We start from the raw sequence: 19,462 nt of genomic DNA, 5'->3' as shown, positions 1-19,462 counted from the left end.
CAGGCAGCAGCGTGCCGGGGGCCGGCACTCAGCACATCAAGAACTCTGCACGTTCATCCGTACGCGGCTATGTGCGTTCACGTGTACGCCGACAGGGGGACACAGGACTCCTTCAAGGCGGGCTGGGCGGTGCGCCGGGGCGGGGCTGCCGGTCATGGCCAGCAGGGGCGGACACGGCGGACGGCGGTCCGGGTCAAGTGGTGGGCGTGCCGGGGTGCGTGAGAGGTCAGGACTCACGCACCCCGCATAGGGTCAGACCGTGACCGCCTTGGCCCCGGTGTCAACCTGGTCGGGGCGCAGCACCCGTGGCATGAAGAAGGACAGAATCAGAGCGACGGCCATGCACCCCGCGAGGGTGAAGTATGCGTTGCTGAGGGCTTCGTCGGTGTAGAAGGCGGTGCCGTTGAGGATGTTGCGGTCGCTGTTCAGCGCTGTGAACATCAACTGGGTGGCCAGAGCCTGCGCGAGGTTCATGAGCATGACGGCCATGCCACTGGCCAGTCCCTGCTCGCGGTGGGAGACCGCGCCCAGCAGCAGGATGCCGGCGCAGGACAGAACCAGCCCGCCTCCGAGGTTGGTCAGGCAGCCGGCGAGGATGATCTGGAGTTCGGTCTGGTGGAAGAAGCCCTGGCTGATCAGGCCGGCTGTGGTGATCAGCAGGCCGGCGCGCCAGGGCAGGCGCGGGTCGATCTTGCGGGTGAGGACACCGGCGATGAGACCGACGATGATGACCAGGAGACCGGCTGGGGTTCCGACCAGGGCATTATGGGTGCCTGACCAGCCCAGTCCGTCGGATACGCCGGGGATGGCGGGGTAGAGCGCGACGAAGACCACCATTGTTCCTGCCGCGAAGAAGGTGCCTTGTGCGATCGCGGAACCGGCGAGGACGGTGGCGACGTTGGGGCGGGCCAGCATGCGCACATCGAGCAGGGGCTCTTTCACACGGCGTTCCACGAGCACGAAGGCAATGGCCAGGATGATGCAGGTGGCGAACAGGCCGAGTATCCGGGTGTCGGTCCATCCCCAGGTGCTGCCCTGGCCGAGGGCGTAGACCAGAACCGTGGCGGAGCCGCCCAGGAGCAGGCCGCCCGCCCAGTCGAAGTGAACGCGCTGTTCGGTGGGCGGGATGTTCGGCATGAACAGCCACACCAACAGCAGGCCGAGTGCGATGCCCGCGGCCAGAGCCCACAGCACGCCGTGGAAACCGGTGTGGTCCAGCAGCCAGCCCGCGGCCAGAGGGCACAGCACCAACACGATGCCGGCGGAACTGCCGATCAGACCGGTAGCCATGCCGACGTGGCGGGGCGGGAAGACGTCGCGCGCCGAGGCGTATACCAGGGCCGCGATGGGCCCGTAGAGGCCGGCGATGGCCCGGCCGACGAGCATGAGCTCGTAGTTGGGGGCCAGGACGGCGATGACGTCGCCGATCAGACCCGCGGAGAGGATGACGAGCATGACCCGCTTACGGCCGAACAGGTCACCAGCCTTCGCCACGAACGGCGTGGCCAGAGTGACGACCAGGGCGTAGATCGTGGTGAACCAAGCGATCTGGGCGGTCTGGAAGTGCTGGGCGATGGCTCCTTGCGAGGTGGCAGCGAAGACGCCGGCAACGGTGAGCATCTGGGCGGGCCACAGCATGGCCAGCAGGACCATGGTGAGTCGGGTTCCCAGGCGGGTGCTGGCACCTTGAGGCGCGTCCGCAACGGGGGCGGGAGGCGGGGAAGCCGCAGGAGTACGCGTCATCGCGTGTCCTTCCGGACGGGGGCGGCAGGTCGTACTCAACGGGCCGCCCGGAGCCACCGAAGTGGCGGGAAGTGTTCAGGTGCCGTGCAACGTAACTTAAAACCAGTTTGGGTTACAGGTTTTTAACAACGTGACCTGGGTCACATTCCAACGAGGTTGCCTGCAGCGAAGATTCAAATATGCAAATGGATGTTGAGGGTGCAGCGAGCCGCTCGCCCCATGGCATGGCTCTCAGGGCTCTCCAGGCGCACCGGCTGCGCGTAGAGCGTAGAGCAGGTCCTGGTGGTGTTGACCGGGGACAGCCTGTGCTGCTGCAAGCACTGTGGCCCTGAGCCCGGGGCGGGCCGCGACCATGGTGACGACATCCTGGCGCGGCCGGGTCTTCATCACGCTCCGCAGAAGGTGGTCGGCGAGCGCGTGATGGCCGGATTTGAGCAGTGCGCCCGCCAGCTCGGCGACGTCTGCGGGCGGTCGGCCCGCGGCCAGGCGTGCGAGGTGCTCCGCATGTGCTTGTTCCCGGCCGTCGTTCAGCGCCTGGGCGGCCTGGGCGAGATCGCTTGCCGGCAACGATGCCACCTCCCACAGCAACGTGGCGATCTCCGCCCCTTGCCCGTCCTCCTCCAAAGCGGCAGTGAGGAAGGGCAGGTCGCGGGGTACCGCCGCGGCGTCGGAGAGTACAGCGTGGGCTTGACCGCTCGCGCCGGCCGCGCGCAGAGCCCGCAGATGCCGAGCGGTCGTACGGGCCCGAGCCAATAGCTGTGGATGCAGGGCGCCGGTCGGGATGGGGGCGTCGTCGGCATTCGACGCGTCCCGCGGCAAAGCCGCAGCGCCGAAGGCCAGCGCGGCCAGGGCTGCACTAGCCGTCCGGCGCCGCGGCTGTGGCGGAGGCGGGCCATCAGGTGCCTTCTCGGCCGGCTGATCCGGCGTCCACCCGGCAACCGGGTGCTGTCCGTCAGCTCTGAAGTCAGCTGCCGACGGCGCCTGCGGCCGTCTCTCACCGCCCGAATCCTGAGAGTGGGCCTGCCATGAGGACGGCGCGGGTTGGTGTCGGGCGCCGCCCCTGGGCCGCTGCACGTCCGTATACAAGGCCCACGTGCGCTCCCGCAGCGCGGTGCCCGGGCTGCGGAATCGCTCGTAGTCCGTCAGGAGCAGGTCCACTACGTCCCACGGCGGCGTTTCCCGGCCCGCGAGGTACGCCTGCAACTGCTCTGGCCGACGGGTGGCCAGCACTGCCAGCCACCCGTCCCGGGTCGAGAGCTGTCCCACCAGCCATCGCAGGTGGTCGGCGAACGGGTGGTCAGTATTGTGCGCAGGGCGGGGCACTGTCACTCCAGGAAGGCGGGAAGGGGCAGCCGTCGCGCGGCGGTGCTTGCGCGGGGACCGGCTCGATCGTCGAGCCTTCCCGGGCGCGGGTAGCCGCCTGCGCGGTTGACGGATGGGGTGGGACCCTAACTAAAAACAGTCGAAAAGGTAAGTATTTGCTGAAGTAGATCTTGCCGTCGGTCAGCGGCCTGCACGTATGCTCATAGGCATGTCCAGCGCAGCTGAGCCGCCCGCGCCTCGCACTGACCGAGCAGCCAAGAAGCCACGTACCCGCCGCCGCACTGGCACCTATGCGGCCGCGGACGAGCGGCGCAGGCTCATCCTGGAAACAGCGATCGTCCACTTCGCGCACAAGGGCTACCACAATGCCTCCACGCAGAAGATCGCCGCCGACGTGGGCATCTCCACCACCGGCCTGATGCATCACTTCGGCAGCAAGCAGGAACTCCTGCGTGCGGTCCTCGAAGCCCGCGACAACCAGGCGTTCGAGCAGTTCTTCCACCGTCTCGATCCCGCGGAGCCCGACCCGGTGGAGCTGTTCCGCCTCATCGCCGAACAGACACGCTTCAACGTCACCCAGCCCGGCCTCATGCAGATGTACGCCCTGCTGGCCGCCGAGGCGGGAAGCGATGACCACCCCGCCCACGCCTATTTCCGCGAGCGCTACGAGCGCATCATCACCATCATCGCCAAGGCCATCGACCACGGCGTGGCGAGCAAGATCCTGGTGCCGGGAACCGACGGCCGTGCCGTCGCCCACGAGATGCTCGCTGTTGCGGACGGCTACCAGATTCAGTGGGCGCTCACCGATGGCACCTTCGACTTTCACACCGCTCACCTGACCTACCTCGACAGCCTCTGCCGGCGCCTCACCACCGATCACACGGGCATCGCCAGCAGATAGCAGGCCGTCCCGCCGCATGCGCGGAGCCCACCCATTCGACCCCAGTGACCGTCACCTCCAGCGGCAGGCATTACCCGGTGCTGTCCGTCCTGCGCGGTACGGGGCGGCCCGGCATCCCGTCCACTCGCGGCGTGCGCGACGACCTGAGCCCTGAGGCGTCTGCCACCCCCAGGGTCGGAGCTGGCGGGCGCCCGAGCCCGGGTGATGGGGCATATGGCTCCACCTCACGACAGGTGGAGGGTGACGACGGCGGGGTCCTCGGGGTTGTTATCGGTTGCTACTGCTCGGGAGACACATAGGCACAGTCGGCTCGAGCGTTCCTTCTGGGGTTCGCTCAGGAAGACGTCGCGGTGGTCGATGGTGCCGGTAGCTTCGACCACCTTCGCCAGGCACAGTCCGCACTCGCCCTTCCGGCAGTCCGAGAGCGTCTCGACACCGGCCGCCTCGAGGGCATCGAGAATCGAGGTGTCGGGTGGGACAGTGATCTTCCGGTTGAGCTGAGGAAGACGCACCACGAACTCCTGGGCCGGGTACCCGCCGCTGGAACCGAAGGTCTCGAAGCGCAGGTTGGTTGCCGGCAGGTCGTGTACGGCCCAGCTTCGTGAGATGGCGTTCATGAGCCCGATCGGGCCGCACATGTAGAGCTCGGTGCTTGCGGCGGCGGGTGTCCGGCGGATTTCAGCGACGAGGCCGTCCACCGCCAAGGGGGTGTCCTCATCGTCTATGTGGATACGGACTCTCTCGCCGTGCTCGGCGACCAGGTCGTCGAGATACGCCATCACGGGACGGGTGCGGCCGGCGAACACCAGTGTGTAGTCGGCGCCGCGTCGGCGTAGGGCGGAGGCCATCGCGACCAACGCGGTGATGCCGATGCCGCCGGCGACGAGCACGTAGCGGGTGGCTCCGACTGCGAGCGGGAAGTTCTGCAGCGGACCAGTTACGGTCAGCTTGTCCCCGGACCGCAGTCGGTGCATGGCCGCCGAGCCGCCGGACGAGGTGGGGGAGAGACGCACGCTGAGGATCAGCCGACGGCCGCCGTCCTCGGAGCGTACAACCGAGTAGGAACGCACCCGCCGGGCACCGTCCCCCATCTCGACGTCAATGTGCGAGCCCGGTGCAGCGTGCTGGGGTCTTTCCGGTTCCAGGACGATCCGGCGCACGCCCTCAGCAACGTCAGCGACCTGCACCACCCGGGCCCGCTGCCAGCGAACCTGGGTCTGTACAGCCATTTCAGGCCCCCTGACCGGTGGTGGGCACGGAAGATGGGCGCCCCTCGGCCGCGAGCATGCGTTCGAGTATCCGGCGCACCCACATTCCTCCGGCGTCGATGTTGAGGCTGTAGAACTCGTGGTCGGGGTTGGTGTCGATGGCGCGCTGCTGGGCCATCAGCATGTCTTCGTCCTCGCCGAAGACTCCGTGCACCGCTTGGCGTAGCTGGGTGGTGATCGTCTGGCTGTCCAGGCGGTAGTTGCGCATGAACGCCCAGAAGTAGTGGGCGGTGCGGTCACTCTCGGGGGTGATCGTGTTCATCACGTATCCGTTGACGCCCTGGCTGCGGTCTCCCTCGGGCGCACCGGTGCCGGCCTTCGCCACACCGACGTCGATGCGGATGGTGCCTGGCGCCTCGTACTTGATGATCTGCCAGCGGTCGACCTTGCCGGAATAGCCCGGGAACTTGTCGCGCATGTTCTTCAACCAGAACGGAGGGGCGTCGATGTCTCGCATCCACCGGGCGACGGTCACCGTGTCGCCCTCGTGCGTCACTTCGAATTCGGCCTCCGACAGTTCCTCCTGGCCGATGCTCGAGGAATGCACGAATTCCTCGTGAGTGAGGTCCATGAGGTTGTCGAGGACGAGCTGGTAGTTGCACTCCGCGTGGATCGTCTCCCCGTCGCCAGCCCACGCGGGATCATCCATCTGCTGCATGTCGGGCACGGTGTTCGGATCGGCGAGGTCTGGATCGCCGATCCAGACCCAGAGGTATCGGTAGCGTTCGACAAGGGGGTAGGAGGGGACCGCCGCGCTGGGGTTGATCGTCTCCTGCGCGGGCATCCCGGTGCAGCGGCCGGTCGAGTTGTAGCGCATACCGTGGTAGGGACACTGCAGCTCGTCGCCGAGGATCTTGCCCTTGGACAGTGGGCCTAGCCGGTGCCAGCAGGCGTCGGCGAGGGCGACCGCGCGGCCCTCTGTGTTGCGCCACAACGCCAGCGGTACTCCCGCAACCGTGCGGGCCAGCGGCTGGCGGCCGGTGACCTCGTGGTCCCAGGCGGCGACGTACCAGGCGTTGCGGGGGTAGTTGAAGATCTTCGCCGCCGCGGTGGTCGGTGTGGCGGTGTCTGACGGAGGAGAGACGAACAGGGACATGGGGACTCCCTATAAAGAGTGGTGTCTGGTGGGGCGGGTCACAACAAGGGCCACGGCGGCAGGCGATGGCGTGCACGGCCAAGGGGCCGCGTCAGCGCTCACGCAGGCGGGCAGCCATGCGGTCGAGGGTGGCGTGCGCGGCGTCGAGGCCCACGAGGTTGAGGTGGCCGTGCAGTACGCCTGCCGAGAGCGCCTGCTCGACGTCCACCCCTGCGGCGTGGAGCTGGTGGGCGAAGGTCTCGCCGCTGCTGCGCAGCGGGTCGAACTCGTCGGTGTCGATGTAGGTGGGTGGGAAGCCGTTCAGGTCCTTCGCGAGGCCCGGGAAGGCGTATGAGGACGCCGTCTCGATCGGCTGATCACCCAGGTACGGGCCGAACAACTGGTCGAGGAGCTTGCTGAGCATCTGAAAGGGGGCCGGGAGCTGGGCCAGGGCGGCGGTCAGTTCGTCCGAGGGCTCGGGCAGCGGGGCGTGGAGCACCGGGTAGATCAGCATGGTCTGCCAGAGGGCTGTGTCCTCGTCCCGCAGGCGTAGTGCGGCTCCGGCTGCGAGGCTGCCGCCGGCGCTGGCTCCTCCCAGGGCGATGCGGGCGGGGTCGATGCCCAGGTCCATCGCGTTGTCGCGGATCCAGCGGTAGGCGGCGACGGTGTCGTCATGCGGGGAAGGGAAGTGCACGTCCTTGCCGCACAGGCGGTAGTCGACGGAGACGACGACGGCGTCCGCTCGTCCGGCGATGCCGCGGGCGGTCTCGTGGGCTTCGGGCATGTCGAGGTCGCCGCCGACCCAGGCGCCGCCGTGCAGCCACACCAGACAGGGGCGCGGGGTCTGCGCGTGGCTGATGGGACGGTAGACACGCACCGGGATCTGCGCGTCCGGCCCCGGGATCTCCTGGTCGTCGATCGCCAGGTCCCACGCCTCGGACGGTCCGTAGGGCTCATCGAGCGGCTGGAAGTCGCCGGCCGCGAGGTTGTCGGCGAAGGTGTCTATCCGGTCTGCCAGTTGAGGATGGAGCGTGTGCCGCGGACGCGTCGTCGTCATGTATGTCTCCTGTTGCAGGGGCGCTGCGCTCAGGCGGTGATGCCGTCACCGAAGCGGAACGCCGGGTTGCGGGTGTCGAAGGGGGCGTCGGGTGCGCTGGCCTCGACGGCCGTCATCGAGGAGGGCAGGTCGAAGGGAAGGAGGCCGCGTGCGGTGGCGACGCCGGTGAGGATGTCCACAACTGCGTCGTCGTCGGCGCCGAAGTCGACGACGAGGGCCGCGGCACCTGCCGCGATCTCCGGTATCACGGCAGCCCGGTCGAGGTAGAGGACCACGACGGTGGGGGCCGTTTCACACACGGACAGGATCCGTTCGCGTTCAGGTGCCGGGAATTCCAGGGAGCCGGCGTGGAACATCGCCTCGAAGCCTCCGGGGCGCGGTTCGTAGGGGGCTTGCAGGCGCAGCACCGCGGCATCGGCGTGTTCGGGGGAGTCGACGGGCCGTCCCAGCCGGGCGGCTGCCTGGGCCGAAAGGCCCTCGGTGTAGATACGGCGGTCGCCGGGGGAGTGGTGCAGGGCTGCTGCAGATGTCACCGGGGCTGCGGTGAGCCGCGTGACGGCCGCGCGCTGGGTGGCCTGTCCGAGCCGTATGTGGTCGGGGTGTCCGACGACTTCGAGGGCTTCGTCCTCGTCGAGGAAGGGCTGGTCGAACAGGCCGAGGGCGAACTTCTCGGCGAGGAGCCGGCGCGCGGAGGTGTCCAGTCGACTCTCCTCCAGGTCACCACGTTCGACCAGGTCTTCCAGCAGGTGGGGCACGCTTTCGCCGCCGAATTGGTCGGCTCCGGCGTGCAGGGCCCGCAGGGCCCGGGCGTGCGGGTCCAGGTGCTCCAGGCCCCAGGCCCGTGCGGGCACGGGCTGGCCGAAGATGACCGCGTCGGTGAGCAGGCCCCAGTCGGTGCAGACGATGCCGTCAAAGCCCAGTTGCTCACGCAGCAGGCCGGTGATGATGTCCCGGTTGAAGCCGAAGGCGACCTCCTCGAAGGGGGTGCCCACCGGCATGCCGTAATAGGGCATCATCTGCCGGGCTCCGGCCTGGAGCGCGGCGATGAAGGGCTGCAGGTGGTGGTCGAACTTCCCAGCGGGATAGATCTGTTCCTTGCCGTAGGGGAAGTGCGGGTCCTCGCCGTCCTTCTGCGGGCCGCCGCCTGGGAAGTGCTTGACGACCGCCGAGACCGACGTGGGGCCGAACTCCTCGCCCTGCAGACCTCGCAGGTAGGCGCCCACGAGTCTGCCGGTGAGATCGCTGTCCTCGCCGAAGGTCATCCCTGAGCGAGACCAGCGGGGCTCGGTGGCCAGGTCGATCTGCGGGTGCAGTGCAACACGCAGGCCGGTGGCCAGGTACTCGCGGCGCACCACGTCGGCGTACTGCTCGACCAGGTCCTCGTCGCGCAGGGCGGCCAGACCGAGGGTTTCGGGCCACTGGGAGAACGCCCCGGCCAGGGCGGCGGTGCCGGCGTTGGAGGAGAAGGAGTGGCGCGGGTCCGTGGAGAGCGTGACCGGGATGCCCAGCGGGGTGTCGAGGGCTGTTTCCTGCAGGCGGTTGTACCAGCGCACGTGGGCCCGTACGTCGTTGATCGGTCCCACGAGGTTGAAGTGCGTCATGCGCAGGTTCTGCACAGCGTCGACCGTGGCGGGCCTGCCCAGGAAGTTCTCCGAACCTGCCAGATGCCCGTCGGGGCCGGGCACGACCATGTCGTGGAAGAACAGCCCCGCTTTGTCTCGTAGGGTCATGCGGGCCAGGAGGTCCTCGACACGGTCGGCTAGCGGGGTGGTGGCGTTGCGGTAGACAGGCGCGGCGGTGGTTGTCACGGTGCTCCTGGGTCGGGGCGCTTCATCGGCGGATGCCGCTGCTGCGGCGGGGCGGGTCACGTGGCGGAAGTGGTGCGGTACTCGAAGCGCTGCAGGTGCGCGCTGGCATCGAGGGCCTGGACGCCTACCACGCGGCCGGTGAAGCCGCCGGCGACCTCGCTGGAGAGGTAGCGGCCCTCCAGCGTGGCGAGGACGACTTCCTGCTCGCCGTCGAGGTGGCCGAGGTCGATCAGGTCCGGGTCCGTGGGCAGCGCGGGGTGGGAGGAGACCGCGGGCCTCGTGCGGATGAACAGGTGCACCGGAGTGCCGTCGCTGTCGCGGGGGCTTTGCGCGACGCTCTGACCGAGGGTCCCGACCTGGGCCCGGGCGGTCACGCTGGTGGCGTCGGCATCCAACGCGTACCAGTGAGTGTCGTCCAGGCGCAGAGCGAACCGGGCTGTCGCGCCGCCGTCCGTGGCTATTGTGACGTCGACGCGCCAGTGCTCGTCGCGGGTGCGGGTGAGCAGCGCGCCGTTGTGCTCGGCAGTAGCTTCGATGTGCAGACCGCCGCCGGGCGCGGGGGCGGTGAAGTCTTCCGGGGACCGCCGTGGGGAGATCCAGCGGGGGTGAAGTGTCGGGGTGTCGAATGTGTCGATGAAGGAGTGGTCGGCTGCGGGGACGCTATAGCGGTTCTCGTCGATGACGGGCCAGTCGTCCTGCCAGTCGACGCCGACCAGGAACGACTCGCGGCCGTTGACGTGGAAGCCGGGGCCACCGCCACGCGGGCGGACGCCTAGATGCACCATCGACCACTGCCCGTCGGGGCCTTCGACCAGATCGGCGTGGCCGGTGTTCTGCACAGGGTGGTCGGTGCTGCGGTGGGTCAGCACCGGGTTGTGGGGGTGCGGTTCGAAGGGGCCGCGAGGGGCGCGGGAGCGGGCCACAGTCACGGAGTGACCGCGCTCGGTTCCGCCCTCGGCCAGGAGCAGGTACCACCAGGAGCCGCGGCGCAGCAGATGCGGGCCCTCCGGGCTGGCGAGCCCTGTGCCTGGCCACAGTTGGCGGGGCTCTTCGAGGAGCTGGCCGGTGGTGGTGTCCAGTGTGGCCTGGACGATGCCGAACCAGCGGGGATCGAAGGAGGTCCAGGTCAGGTAGCAGGTGCCGTCCTCGTCCCAGGCAAGGTCCGGGTCGATGCCGATCACTCCGGGGATGTACCGGGCCGGTGACCAGGGGCCTGCCGGGTCCTCGGCGCTGAGCAGGAGGTGGCCGCGTTCGACCTGGGCGCTGTTGGTCGTGATCAGCCAGAACGTCCCCTCCTGATGGCGCAGTGTCGGCGCGCAGATGCCCAGGCTGCTGGCCGCCCGGCTCACATCCAGCTGGTCGGGGCGCTGCAGCGCGTTGCCGATCTGCTTCCACGAGATCAGGTCCGTGCTGTGGAAGAGGGGTACGCCGGGCAGGTATTCGAAGGACGAATTCGCCAGGTAGTAGTCCTGGCCGACCCGGCAGATCGAGGGGTCGGGGTAGAAGCCGGCAACGATCGGAACCGCGGGTGGACGCGCCCCGTCAGTACCGGCGGCCTGGTCCTCGAGGGCGGATGGCGTGGCCATGGGAACTCCTGGTGGTGAGCAGACCGAACACTGAGCAGTCGTTCAGCTTTGGGGTGTGGACACTATAGGACCGCCCTCGCCCACCGTCCACCAGCCGCACCCCGCAGCAGCGATGTATCCTCCTCGGCATGCCATCGCCGGAACAGGGAGCCGCTGAACCGGCCGCCCCGAACGCGGGCCGGGCGGCCCGCGGCCCGTACAGGGCCGGACGTGCGCGCCGACGCGAGATTCTCCAAGCCTCCACCGAGGTCTTCGCCCAGGACGGCTACCGCGGCGGATCCCTGCGCGACATCGCCGGAGCCATCGGCGTCTCACCCGGCGCGATCCTGCACCACTTCGGCTCCAAGGAGCAGCTCCTCGTCGCCGTCCTGGAGGACCGCGACCTGTACTCCCGCGACACCGTGATGTCGTTCATGGAATCCGGGCACGTGATCGACGGCATCCGGCACATCGTGATCGACAACGAGCGCAGCCCCGGGCTGATGCGGCTCTACACGACGCTCGCCGCCGAGGCGGTGAACACCGAGCACCCCGCACACCGCTACTTCGTGGACCGCTACGCCATGCTCGCGAGCTTCATCGTCGAAACGCTCGCACGCGAAGGCCACCAGACGCCGCCCGGGCAGACGTTCGAGGACACTGCCTCGCTCATCCTGTCGACCATCGACGGCCTGCAGCTGCAGTGGCTGCTCAGCCCGACATTCTCCATGATCGGCAGGTTCGACGCCATGCTGGCAGCCCACGGCCTGATGGATCTCAGCAGTCCCGCCTGAACCGTTCAGGGCCGGCCAACTGCCTTCCCCGCGCCTTTCCGCCGTGTGGCCGCGCAGCTCGATCCCAGCGGCCGTCGGCTCCGCACGGGGAGCCCGGTGCACCAGGCGGGCCAACGGATCCCGGGCGTGGGAGGCGCGGACAACGGCAGATCCAGACCTCGGCGTCCCCACGGGCACGGGGCTCCGGGCGGGGCGGAGTAGACCAGCCGGTCACCGAACTGCATCGGCGCCGGCCGTGTAAACGGTCTCGCCGCGCAGCCGCGCACCCCCTGTAGCGGTGGCCGCCACTACGGGGCCGTCGCGTCATGGGACGGACCGCGGTCCGGTGCCCCCAGGTCTGAGCCTCGACCCCTGACTGGCGGGGAGGATCTCGCCCTGGCCGGGAGCAGTTTCTGAGCGCCGCTCGTGGTGCCGCCGGGCCATGCGGCTGACCACCACTGCGCCCTGGGGTCGGGTGCGGCCTGCGTCGGGGATGTGGACACCGGACTTCGAGGACGTTTATGTTGTGCCAAACACTGCACATCTGTTCAGCATTAGCTAGGAATGAGGACGCCATGACCGCCACCGGCATCGCGGACACCTTCGGCCCGGACGAGCGTGACGTCCTCCGCACGCTGTTCGACACGATCATTCCCGCGGACGAAGCAACACCCGGCGGCTGGGACGGCGGCGTGGCGCGGCTCCTCGACGAGCACCTGCAGGACTTCATGTCCTGGGCGCGGCCCTCCCTGTTTCACGCCCTGTCGGACCTGGAGAAAGCTGGCTTCAGCCACGCTGCCTCGTCCCACACCGCACGCGAACGTCTCATCTCCTCGCTCCCCCAGGAAACCCTCGGTGCCCTCCTGCGCATCGCGTATGAGGGTTACTACGCCGGCACCTCCGCCCCTGCGGGCTGGGCGACGACCGGCTTCAAGCCTGTACCACTAGGCGTGTCCCCCCTCGATCCCGAACCGGCCCCATCGATCCGGCCCGAGCACGTCCGCTCCCACTACGACGTCGTCGTCGTCGGAGCCGGCGCAGGCGGCGTCGTCGCCGCGCGGGAACTGGCCGCCGCAGGCCGCGAGGTGCTCCTCGTTGAACGGGGGGCCAACCACCGCAACAGCGAACTGCGCGGAAACCACCTCCAGGGAAAGCGGGCCGAGCTCTACCAGGTCACCGCCGGCGCAGGTGAAGGAGACCTGCGAATCCTCGAGAACCAGGACGGGACCACCACGACCCTCGCGGGCAACGGCAGCGGACAAGCCTACGGCCTGAATGCCATGACCGTCGGCGGCGGAACACGTCTCTGGCAAGGCATGGCATGGCGGTTCTACCCCGAGGACTTCGCCATGGCCTCGACCTACGGAGTGCCCCCGGACAGCACGCTCGCCGACTGGCCCTTCGGCTACGACGAACTGGCGCCCTACTACGACCAGATCGAACAGCAGCTCGGCGTTTCCGGCGATGCCGCGAGCGCCATGGCCACCCGCACACCTCGCACCGGCCCCTACCCGATGCCTGCCCTCCCCGACGACATGGCCAGGGCCCAGTTCGGGAAGGCGGCAGCACGTCTGGGCTGGGACACCTCCCCGATCCCCTTCGCCATCAACAGCGTGCCCCGCAACGGCCGCGCCGCCTGCGTGCGATGCGCTCAGTGCGTCGGACACTCCTGTCCCGTGGACGCCAAGAACGGCACGCAGAACACCTTCCTGCCCCGCGCACTCGCCACCGGCCGCTGCTCACTGCTCACCGACGCACGGGTGACCGAGATTCTCCATGACGGAAAAGGCCGCGCCACTGGCGCCCGGATCGTCTTCCGGCGCGGGAACACCTCACCCCCTGAGGAACTCCAGGTGACCGCCGACACCGTGGTCGTCGCCTCCGGAGCCATCGAGACCCCCCGCCTCCTGCTCACCTCAGGGCTGGGCAACGAGTGGGTCGGACGCAACCACCACTCCCACGGCATCGCCATGGCCAGCGCCCTGGGCGGCCCCAACGCCAAGACTCCCGACGGGCCGGGGCACTCCGTCGCCACCGTCCAATTCGTGCACGGTCAGCACAAGATCTGGGGCGGAGGCGTGATGTTCGACCTGCCTGCCCCTTACCCCCTGCTCAAGGCCCAGGTCGGACAGTTCGCGTCACCGCCCGTGCGGTTCGGCCAGGCCCACAAGGCATGGATGCGCGACAGCCGCGTGTTTCCCGGCGCTCTCTCCATGGTCCAGGAGATTCCGCACGCCGCAGCCCGCGTCAGCCTCGACACCCAGCGCACCGACACACTGGGGATGCCCGTGGCCCGGCTCCGTGGCACACCCCACCCCGCCAGCGTCGAAGCAGCCGAGTACATGGCCAGCCGCTGCCGCGAGTGGGTGCAGGAACTGGGAGGAGAGTCCATCTTCACCATGGCCGCGCCAGGAGCACCACAGGGAGCTGAGCACTCCGCCGGAACAGCACGCCTGGGCGCAGATCCCCACTCGTCCGCATGCGACCCGACCGGCCGCCTCTGGCACACGAGCAACGTCTACGTCGCCGACGCCTCCCTGCACCCCACCAACGGTGGATTCAACCCCGGGCTCACCGTGATGGCCAATGCCATGCGTATCGCGCAGCTCATGCAAGAAGAACGCCGATGAGCGACGCCGCCTGTCAAGCGCACCCCCTGATCCAGACGAACAGAGGCAGTACCGCATGAACCACGAACCTGCTCACCACTCCACCGACGGCCCCGTGCGCGTGGGAGTGCTGGGCGCCGCGCGGATCATGCGTGACGCCCTCGTGCGCCCGGCCCCGGATGTCGACGGCCTGGAGATCTCCACGATCGCTGCCCGGGACCCCGACCGGGCCAGGGCGGCGGCCGAGAAGTACGGGATCGCCCGCACGCATGCCAGCTACGAGGCACTGCTCGCCGACCCGGAGATCGACGCCGTCTACGTCCCGCTCCCCGCAACCCTCCACGCGCGCTGGGCGAAGGCGGCACTCGACGCCGGCAAGCACGTGCTGGTGGAGAAACCGTTCACGGCCAACGCCACCGAGGCTGAGCACCTGGTCACCGCTGCCGCGACCTCGCCGACGGTCGTCATGGAGGCATACCACAGCGGCCACCACCCGCTGACCGAAGAGCTGCGTAAGATCATCGCCACAGGTGAGATCGGTACCGTTCACACCGCTCGAGCCATCTTCTGCGTGCCGGTCCCGCCCGGTAAGAACATCCGCTGGAACCTCGCCCTGGGCGGCGGAGGTCTGCTCGACGTCGGCTACTACCCCGTCAGGCTGCTGCGCGAGCTGTTCGGCGAGCCGACCGTCACACAGGCCCGAGCACGTGAAGGCGGCGGCATCGACCGCTCCCTCGAGGCAGACCTCCTCTTCCCCCAGGACATCCGCGGAACGATCGTCTCCTCGATCTGGTCCCGACGCCTGTTCGCCTCGAAACTCGAGGTGACCGGTACAAGTGGAAAGATGCGTGTCTCCTTCCCCTACCATCCGCAGATGGGCGCCAAAATCACCCTGCGCACCCCTGACCGGCGATGGCGGGAGACCCCCGACCGAACCTCCACCTACGTCCTGCAACTCCGCGCATTCGTTGACGCCGTACGCCACGGCGCGCCCATACGCACCGACGCGCCCGCCGCACTCCGTCAGATGCAGGTCCTCGACACGATCTATCGCACAGCCGGGATGACGCCTCGCGGGCTTGGCTGACCCCGCACGTACAGCAGTACGGCCATCGCCTCTGGTGCTGTCTGCTTCGACCCCCGGCTCCCGATCCGCCCAGATCAAGGCCGGATCCGCTCAGACCACATTGCGGCCGAAGCCGCCGGATACGCGAGGACCTGACCCCGCCCGTATCCGGCATGCCCTCGCTCTGCCCGACCCGCTCACGACCTGCGGGCAAAGGAGTCGGCGGCCCGCATACCCAGGACCCGTACTACCTAGGGTCGGAGCGGACGGGGTGGCCAGGTTCGTTCAGCCGAGGCATGGCTTGACGGTTGGCAGGCTCAGTGTGGCTGCGCCATCTTGAAGTGGCTGGTCAGCAGGGGTGGCGTGACCCCGTTTCGGGGTGCTCGTGCTGGTCGTGGGCGGCAGTCTGGGGTGTAGATCGTCCGGCGGGGTGGTTTCGCCGATGAGTTCACCGTCCTCGAACGGTCTACCCAGCGACACGACCGTTCTCAACAGGAGTGCCATGTCCACGATCCAGCCAGTGATCATCACTGCCGACCAGGACGTCCTGGTCGGCTTCTATACGAAATTGTTCGGCGCCGAGGAGATCTTCCGGGTACCGGCGGAAGGCCCGGCCTTCTACCTCGGCTTGCGCATCGGCGACACCGACCTCGGGCTGGTGGCCAAGACGAACCCGGGGACCGGGGTGGCACCGCGGATCCTGCTCAGCATCGGTGTCGACGACGTCGACGAGACGCTCGGCCGGGTGACGGCGCTGGGCGGCTCGGTCAGCGGCCGCCCCAACGATATGCCGTGGGGACAGCGCGTCGCCCACATCCAGGACCCCGACGGCAACCCGGTGAACCTCACCCAGCCGATCCCGGCTCAGTGACGCTGCTCCGGGGCACTTGAGCTGGTCGCGGGCCGCCTGCGGCAGAGCCCAATTTCCCGTATTGGCCTCGATGTTCGGCAGTACGAGCAGCGCGCGAAGCGGGTGGGTGGTGCGGGCGGGGTCAGTGCGGAGCTTGGTGAGGATCCGCCAGTTCTTCAGGTGGGCGAACTCGCGCTCGACGGGCGCGCGTCCGGCGGCCAAAACCCGGTTCGCCGTCTTCTGCCCGGGGGCGAGCTTGCGATAGAGGGTGGCCTTGAAACCGGTCACGATGACCAGGTCATCGGGGTCTGAGCTGGACCGGGTTTCGTAGCGGCCCTGAAGCCGGGCATGATTGATCCGGCAGATGGGAATCACAGGTCTGATGCCTGCACCCCGGAAGTCTCCTGACGAGCTCCGTGAGCGAGCCGTCCGTGAAGTACAGAACTCGGGCCGTCCGGTCGCCCACGTGACCCCGGACCTCGGGATCCATAAGGAAGCCTTGCGGCTGTGGGTCCGCCAGGCCGAGGCCGACCACGGCAGCCGCCCCGACCTGCTCACCTCCGCCGAGCGAGCCGAGCTCGTACAACTTCGCAAGGAAGCTGCCGAGTTGAGGCGGGCGAACGAGATCCTGAAGGCTGCCAGCGTGTCTTTCGCGAAGGAGCTCGACCAGCCCCGCACGAGGCCGACGCGGTGATCAACCACCTCCGCGACGACTTCGGGGTCGAGCCCGTCTGCCGGGAACTGGACCTGTCGGTCTCCGCCCACAACGCCCACAACGCCCGCCGCCGACGTCCGAAGTCCGCACGCCGGTGGCGCGACGACCACCTCATCGCGGAGATCCGCCGCATCCACACCGGCTCCGGCGAGACCTACGGAGCCCGTCGCATCCACCGACAACTGCGACGCGAAGGCCTCACGGCAGCCCGCTGCACCGTCGAGCGCCTGATCGAGGCCGGCGCGACCGCGTCGGTCGGCTCCGCAGCCGACAGTTACGACAACGCGATGGCCGAGGCCCTCAACGGCTCCTTCAAAGCCGAACTGATCGAGCACCATGGCCCCCTGGCGAGACGCTGACCAGGTCGAACGAGCCGTCGTCAAGTGGGTCGGCTGGTACAACACCCAACGCCTGTACTCCGCCCTCGACTACCTACCACCCGAAGAACTCGGGGCCCGCCGCCACCGATCCCAGGCGACCACGAACACCGCCTGAAACCACTAATGCCGGCCGCTACGAAACCCAGGTCAGCTCAGGGACGTGTGCAGGGGATGCCGTGAGCTGTGAGTGCCCGGGCGTGGGCACCGGTGGAATGGTGAGTTCGCGGACAGGTGCCCGGGGAGAGTCAACTGCCCGAATGCTGGGGTTCCATCTGTGGTTGGGCTGTTCGGTGACGAGCCGGTTCATGAGGATTGCGAGGGCGCCGGGAAGGCGGATGGGGGTGTCGTCGAGGAGCAGCGTGACATTGCGGGTGTGGAGAGGTCGGTGTCTTCAGACGCGTTCCAAGGGTCCAACCTTGAACTCAGTTTCGTGACAGCATCCTGACCTGCGGAGACGTGAGGCCCCTGCTTCGGTGGGGGCCTTCGCCGTGAGGGCGGGAGCCTTGAGCGACGGCCGCTGCATGTGCGGACGTGGCGCTTCTGTGTCTCCCGACGCTTCATGCACTGGGTCCCGTGGCCGGACGTCGGGAGTTCTCTGGGCTGCGGCCGGTGGCTGTTGCAGCGCCAGGTGCAGGCGTAGAACTGGGCTGGTCATCTGTTCGGTGGTCGCCGAGCCCGCGCGGCTCCGGTATATCGCGCTTTGCCGAGCAGAGGCCGCACCTCGCAGGACGGTCCGGATGATGTTCGAGCGGTCCATGCCAAACCGGCAGGCGATACGTCATGGTGCTTGTGGCGAAGATGGGGGAGGGCGGTCAGCGGTTGGTCGACTAACACCAGCCGGTGCTCCGTGCCGGCGAGCTTGCGTCGTAGATGTCCGACGCGGGGGCGGATTGGTGGGATGCCCCTATCAGCGGGATCAGGGACTGGCGTCATGCAGGTTCGCCGCCGCCGAGATAGCGACGGAGACGGGCAGACCCGTCCGCTCGGTGATCAAGTGAATCTTCCACCCGCCGACCCCGAAACGGTACGCGGACGGGGCCGCCGGCGCCCCGATGTGCCTCGTCCGCCCGGCGTCCGAGCACCGCTTCGGTGAGGGCTTCGATGATCCCGTGCTGTCGCGGCACTTGCCGTGGCGCTTGTGCTTTCCGGAGCAATAGGGGGTGTCGGCGGTGATGTGGTTGATCGGCAGCGGGGTGCCGTCGAGGATGACGAACGTCTTCTCCTGGATCGTCCACATCACCTCGGCCGGGGACGGGGCGAGGGGCAGGACGTCGACGGCTTCACGTACGGAGCTGTAGACGGTCGCGATCCCGATGCCAAAACCGGCGGCGAGCTGGGCATGGGTGTCACCGCACCGCAGGTGGGCCAAGGCGAGCAGGGCTTGACGTGCGGCGGGAAGACGCCGCCAACGTGTGCCGATCTCCTGCCGCCCGGCCTTCAGCCGCCCGGTCAGGAATTGCAGGGTGCGAATGGATAGATCGACCGAGGATGGGTGGACGAGCACGGGAAGCTCCTGGCAGACACGGGTGATCTTGGGTGAGAACCCGTCCACCAGGAGCGTCGTGGTTACGCGTGCGTGTCCAGCTCGCGGTCAACACTGCTGGCTTGGAATAGGCTCAGGGATGAACCTCCGGTCATGGTCGGGCGCACCACAACTGCAACGGATCACGCGGAGAACAGTGGGAATTATGATGAGATGCTGGCTGACCCAGAGAAAGGGCCCGCGATGATCTACAGCTGAACGGCGGGATCAATCGCTCTCACCACGTGACCATCCGTGGTCCCGCCCGAGCATTTCCAGACCGCGGTCTCGTGGAGGTAACTCACATGCAAACCACGGTCGTGCTCGCCGCAGACGGGCCAGGTCACGCGATGGTGGCTCATGACGAATTCCTGAACTCCTTCTGCCACAGCACCCAGAACCTCTGCCGAATCGGGTGTGGAGACCTCCGCCGACTTGATGTGGACCACGCCGACCGGTCCCAGGTCCGGGTCGCGCACGTAGTCGATGTAGCAGAAGTCGTCGCCGGTGGCCGCTTTCCCGGTGTCCTGCTCCGCCGACTTGGTGACCGTCCCGAAGGCCGATCTCGCCATGGCGAAGGTTCGCGCGGTCCAGGATTCACAGAACTCCGATTCCGGAACTTCGCCACGCTCGTCGTACAGCTCGGCCATCCACGTCAGCACCTCCTCGGGGAGTTGCTCCCCGTGCCGCCAGACCGCTCGCAGTATCCGGTCCTGCCAGTCCGAGAAATTTGACATCATCGTTGCCTTCCGATGGTAATGAAAGCCGGGGGAGAAGTGGTTGTCCACTTCTCCCCCGGCGGTG

Annotated in this window: 16 protein-coding genes and 2 pseudogenes; 8 read left to right on the top strand and 10 right to left on the bottom strand. The window is 68.2% G+C overall.

The genetic code is table 11. The features are described 5' to 3' along the window. Positions 1-252: 252 nt before the first annotated feature. On the bottom strand, positions 253-1,743 hold the full coding sequence (locus ABZ434_RS29880) for an MFS transporter (protein ID WP_359143083.1): 1,491 nt from the start codon (positions 1,741-1,743) through the stop codon (positions 253-255). A gap of 231 nt (positions 1,744-1,974) precedes the next feature. Beyond that, a complete protein-coding gene (locus ABZ434_RS29875; protein ID WP_359143081.1) occupies positions 1,975-2,973 on the bottom strand; it encodes a hypothetical protein in 999 nt (332 codons plus the stop codon). Positions 2,974-3,274: 301 nt separating this feature from the next. Here ABZ434_RS29875 and ABZ434_RS29870 point away from each other — a divergent pair, with 301 nt between their 5' ends. Beyond that, a complete protein-coding gene (locus ABZ434_RS29870) occupies positions 3,275-3,970 on the top strand; it encodes a TetR/AcrR family transcriptional regulator (protein ID WP_359143079.1) in 696 nt (231 codons plus the stop codon). 224 nt (positions 3,971-4,194) lie between these two features. Here ABZ434_RS29870 and ABZ434_RS29865 read toward each other — a convergent pair whose 3' ends face one another. From ABZ434_RS29865 to ABZ434_RS29845, 5 genes are all read right to left on the bottom strand, one after another. Further along, positions 4,195-5,199 (bottom strand): PDR/VanB family oxidoreductase, encoded by a 1,005-nt coding sequence (locus ABZ434_RS29865; protein WP_359143077.1) that lies wholly within the window; start codon positions 5,197-5,199, stop codon positions 4,195-4,197. Between the two features lies 1 nt (position 5,200). Next, positions 5,201-6,334, bottom strand: coding sequence for an aromatic ring-hydroxylating dioxygenase subunit alpha (locus ABZ434_RS29860; protein ID WP_359143075.1), 1,134 nt, complete (start codon positions 6,332-6,334; stop codon positions 5,201-5,203). 91 nt (positions 6,335-6,425) lie between these two features. Beyond that, a complete protein-coding gene (locus ABZ434_RS29855) occupies positions 6,426-7,370 on the bottom strand; it encodes an alpha/beta hydrolase fold domain-containing protein (RefSeq protein WP_359143073.1) in 945 nt (314 codons plus the stop codon). Between the two features lie 29 nt (positions 7,371-7,399). Next, positions 7,400-9,178 (bottom strand): glycoside hydrolase family 3 N-terminal domain-containing protein, encoded by a 1,779-nt coding sequence (locus tag ABZ434_RS29850; protein WP_359143071.1) that lies wholly within the window; start codon positions 9,176-9,178, stop codon positions 7,400-7,402. Between the two features lie 56 nt (positions 9,179-9,234). After that, positions 9,235-10,764, bottom strand: a complete 1,530-nt coding sequence (locus ABZ434_RS29845; RefSeq protein ID WP_359143069.1) for a family 43 glycosylhydrolase — start codon at positions 10,762-10,764, stop codon at positions 9,235-9,237. A gap of 128 nt (positions 10,765-10,892) precedes the next feature. Here ABZ434_RS29845 and ABZ434_RS29840 point away from each other — a divergent pair, with 128 nt between their 5' ends. From ABZ434_RS29840 to ABZ434_RS29825, 4 genes are all read left to right on the top strand, one after another. Further along, positions 10,893-11,537: a TetR/AcrR family transcriptional regulator gene (locus ABZ434_RS29840; protein WP_359143067.1), complete on the top strand. Its 645-nt coding sequence runs from the start codon at positions 10,893-10,895 to the stop codon at positions 11,535-11,537. Between the two features lie 554 nt (positions 11,538-12,091). Then, positions 12,092-14,146 (top strand): GMC family oxidoreductase, encoded by a 2,055-nt coding sequence (locus ABZ434_RS29835; protein WP_359143065.1) that lies wholly within the window; start codon positions 12,092-12,094, stop codon positions 14,144-14,146. A gap of 55 nt (positions 14,147-14,201) precedes the next feature. Beyond that, the gene (locus ABZ434_RS29830; RefSeq protein WP_359143063.1) at positions 14,202-15,212 is read left to right on the top strand and encodes a Gfo/Idh/MocA family oxidoreductase; all 1,011 of its coding nucleotides are present in this window, start codon (positions 14,202-14,204) and stop codon (positions 15,210-15,212) included. Positions 15,213-15,693: 481 nt separating this feature from the next. After that, positions 15,694-16,062, top strand: coding sequence for a VOC family protein (locus ABZ434_RS29825; protein WP_359143061.1), 369 nt, complete (start codon positions 15,694-15,696; stop codon positions 16,060-16,062). 141 nt (positions 16,063-16,203) lie between these two features. Here ABZ434_RS29825 and ABZ434_RS29820 read toward each other — a convergent pair. Further along, positions 16,204-16,302 (bottom strand): annotated as a pseudogene (locus ABZ434_RS29820) (IS5/IS1182 family transposase); the annotation flags it as partial. A gap of 103 nt (positions 16,303-16,405) precedes the next feature. On the opposite strand from ABZ434_RS29820, the gene ABZ434_RS29815 reads away from it, so the two are divergent. The 3 genes from ABZ434_RS29815 to ABZ434_RS29805 are packed head-to-tail and all read left to right on the top strand — an operon-like array spanning position 16,406 to position 17,251. Next, positions 16,406-16,735, top strand: a complete 330-nt coding sequence (locus tag ABZ434_RS29815) for a transposase (protein WP_359143059.1) — start codon at positions 16,406-16,408, stop codon at positions 16,733-16,735. After that, complete coding sequence (locus ABZ434_RS29810) at positions 16,732-17,115, top strand: IS3 family transposase (RefSeq protein WP_359143057.1); 384 nt, start codon at positions 16,732-16,734, stop codon at positions 17,113-17,115. Before ABZ434_RS29815 ends, ABZ434_RS29810 begins: the two co-directional genes overlap by 4 nt. Further along, entirely contained in the window at positions 17,093-17,251 is a 159-nt protein-coding gene (locus ABZ434_RS29805; protein ID WP_359143055.1) for an integrase core domain-containing protein, read from the top strand. Before ABZ434_RS29810 ends, ABZ434_RS29805 begins: the two co-directional genes overlap by 23 nt. Before the next feature lie 895 nt (positions 17,252-18,146). Here the strand turns inward: ABZ434_RS29805 and ABZ434_RS29800 are convergent. After that, positions 18,147-18,640, bottom strand: a pseudogene (locus tag ABZ434_RS29800) (transposase family protein); the annotation flags it as partial. 227 nt (positions 18,641-18,867) lie between these two features. Next, complete coding sequence (locus tag ABZ434_RS29795) at positions 18,868-19,446, bottom strand: hypothetical protein (RefSeq protein WP_359143053.1); 579 nt, start codon at positions 19,444-19,446, stop codon at positions 18,868-18,870. Positions 19,447-19,462 lie beyond the last annotated feature (16 nt).

Source organism: Streptomyces sp. NPDC005761, assembly GCF_040630635.1.
In the GTDB taxonomy this organism is placed as follows: domain Bacteria; phylum Actinomycetota; class Actinomycetes; order Streptomycetales; family Streptomycetaceae; genus Streptomyces.
This window is presented reverse-complemented; position numbering and strand designations above follow the sequence as displayed.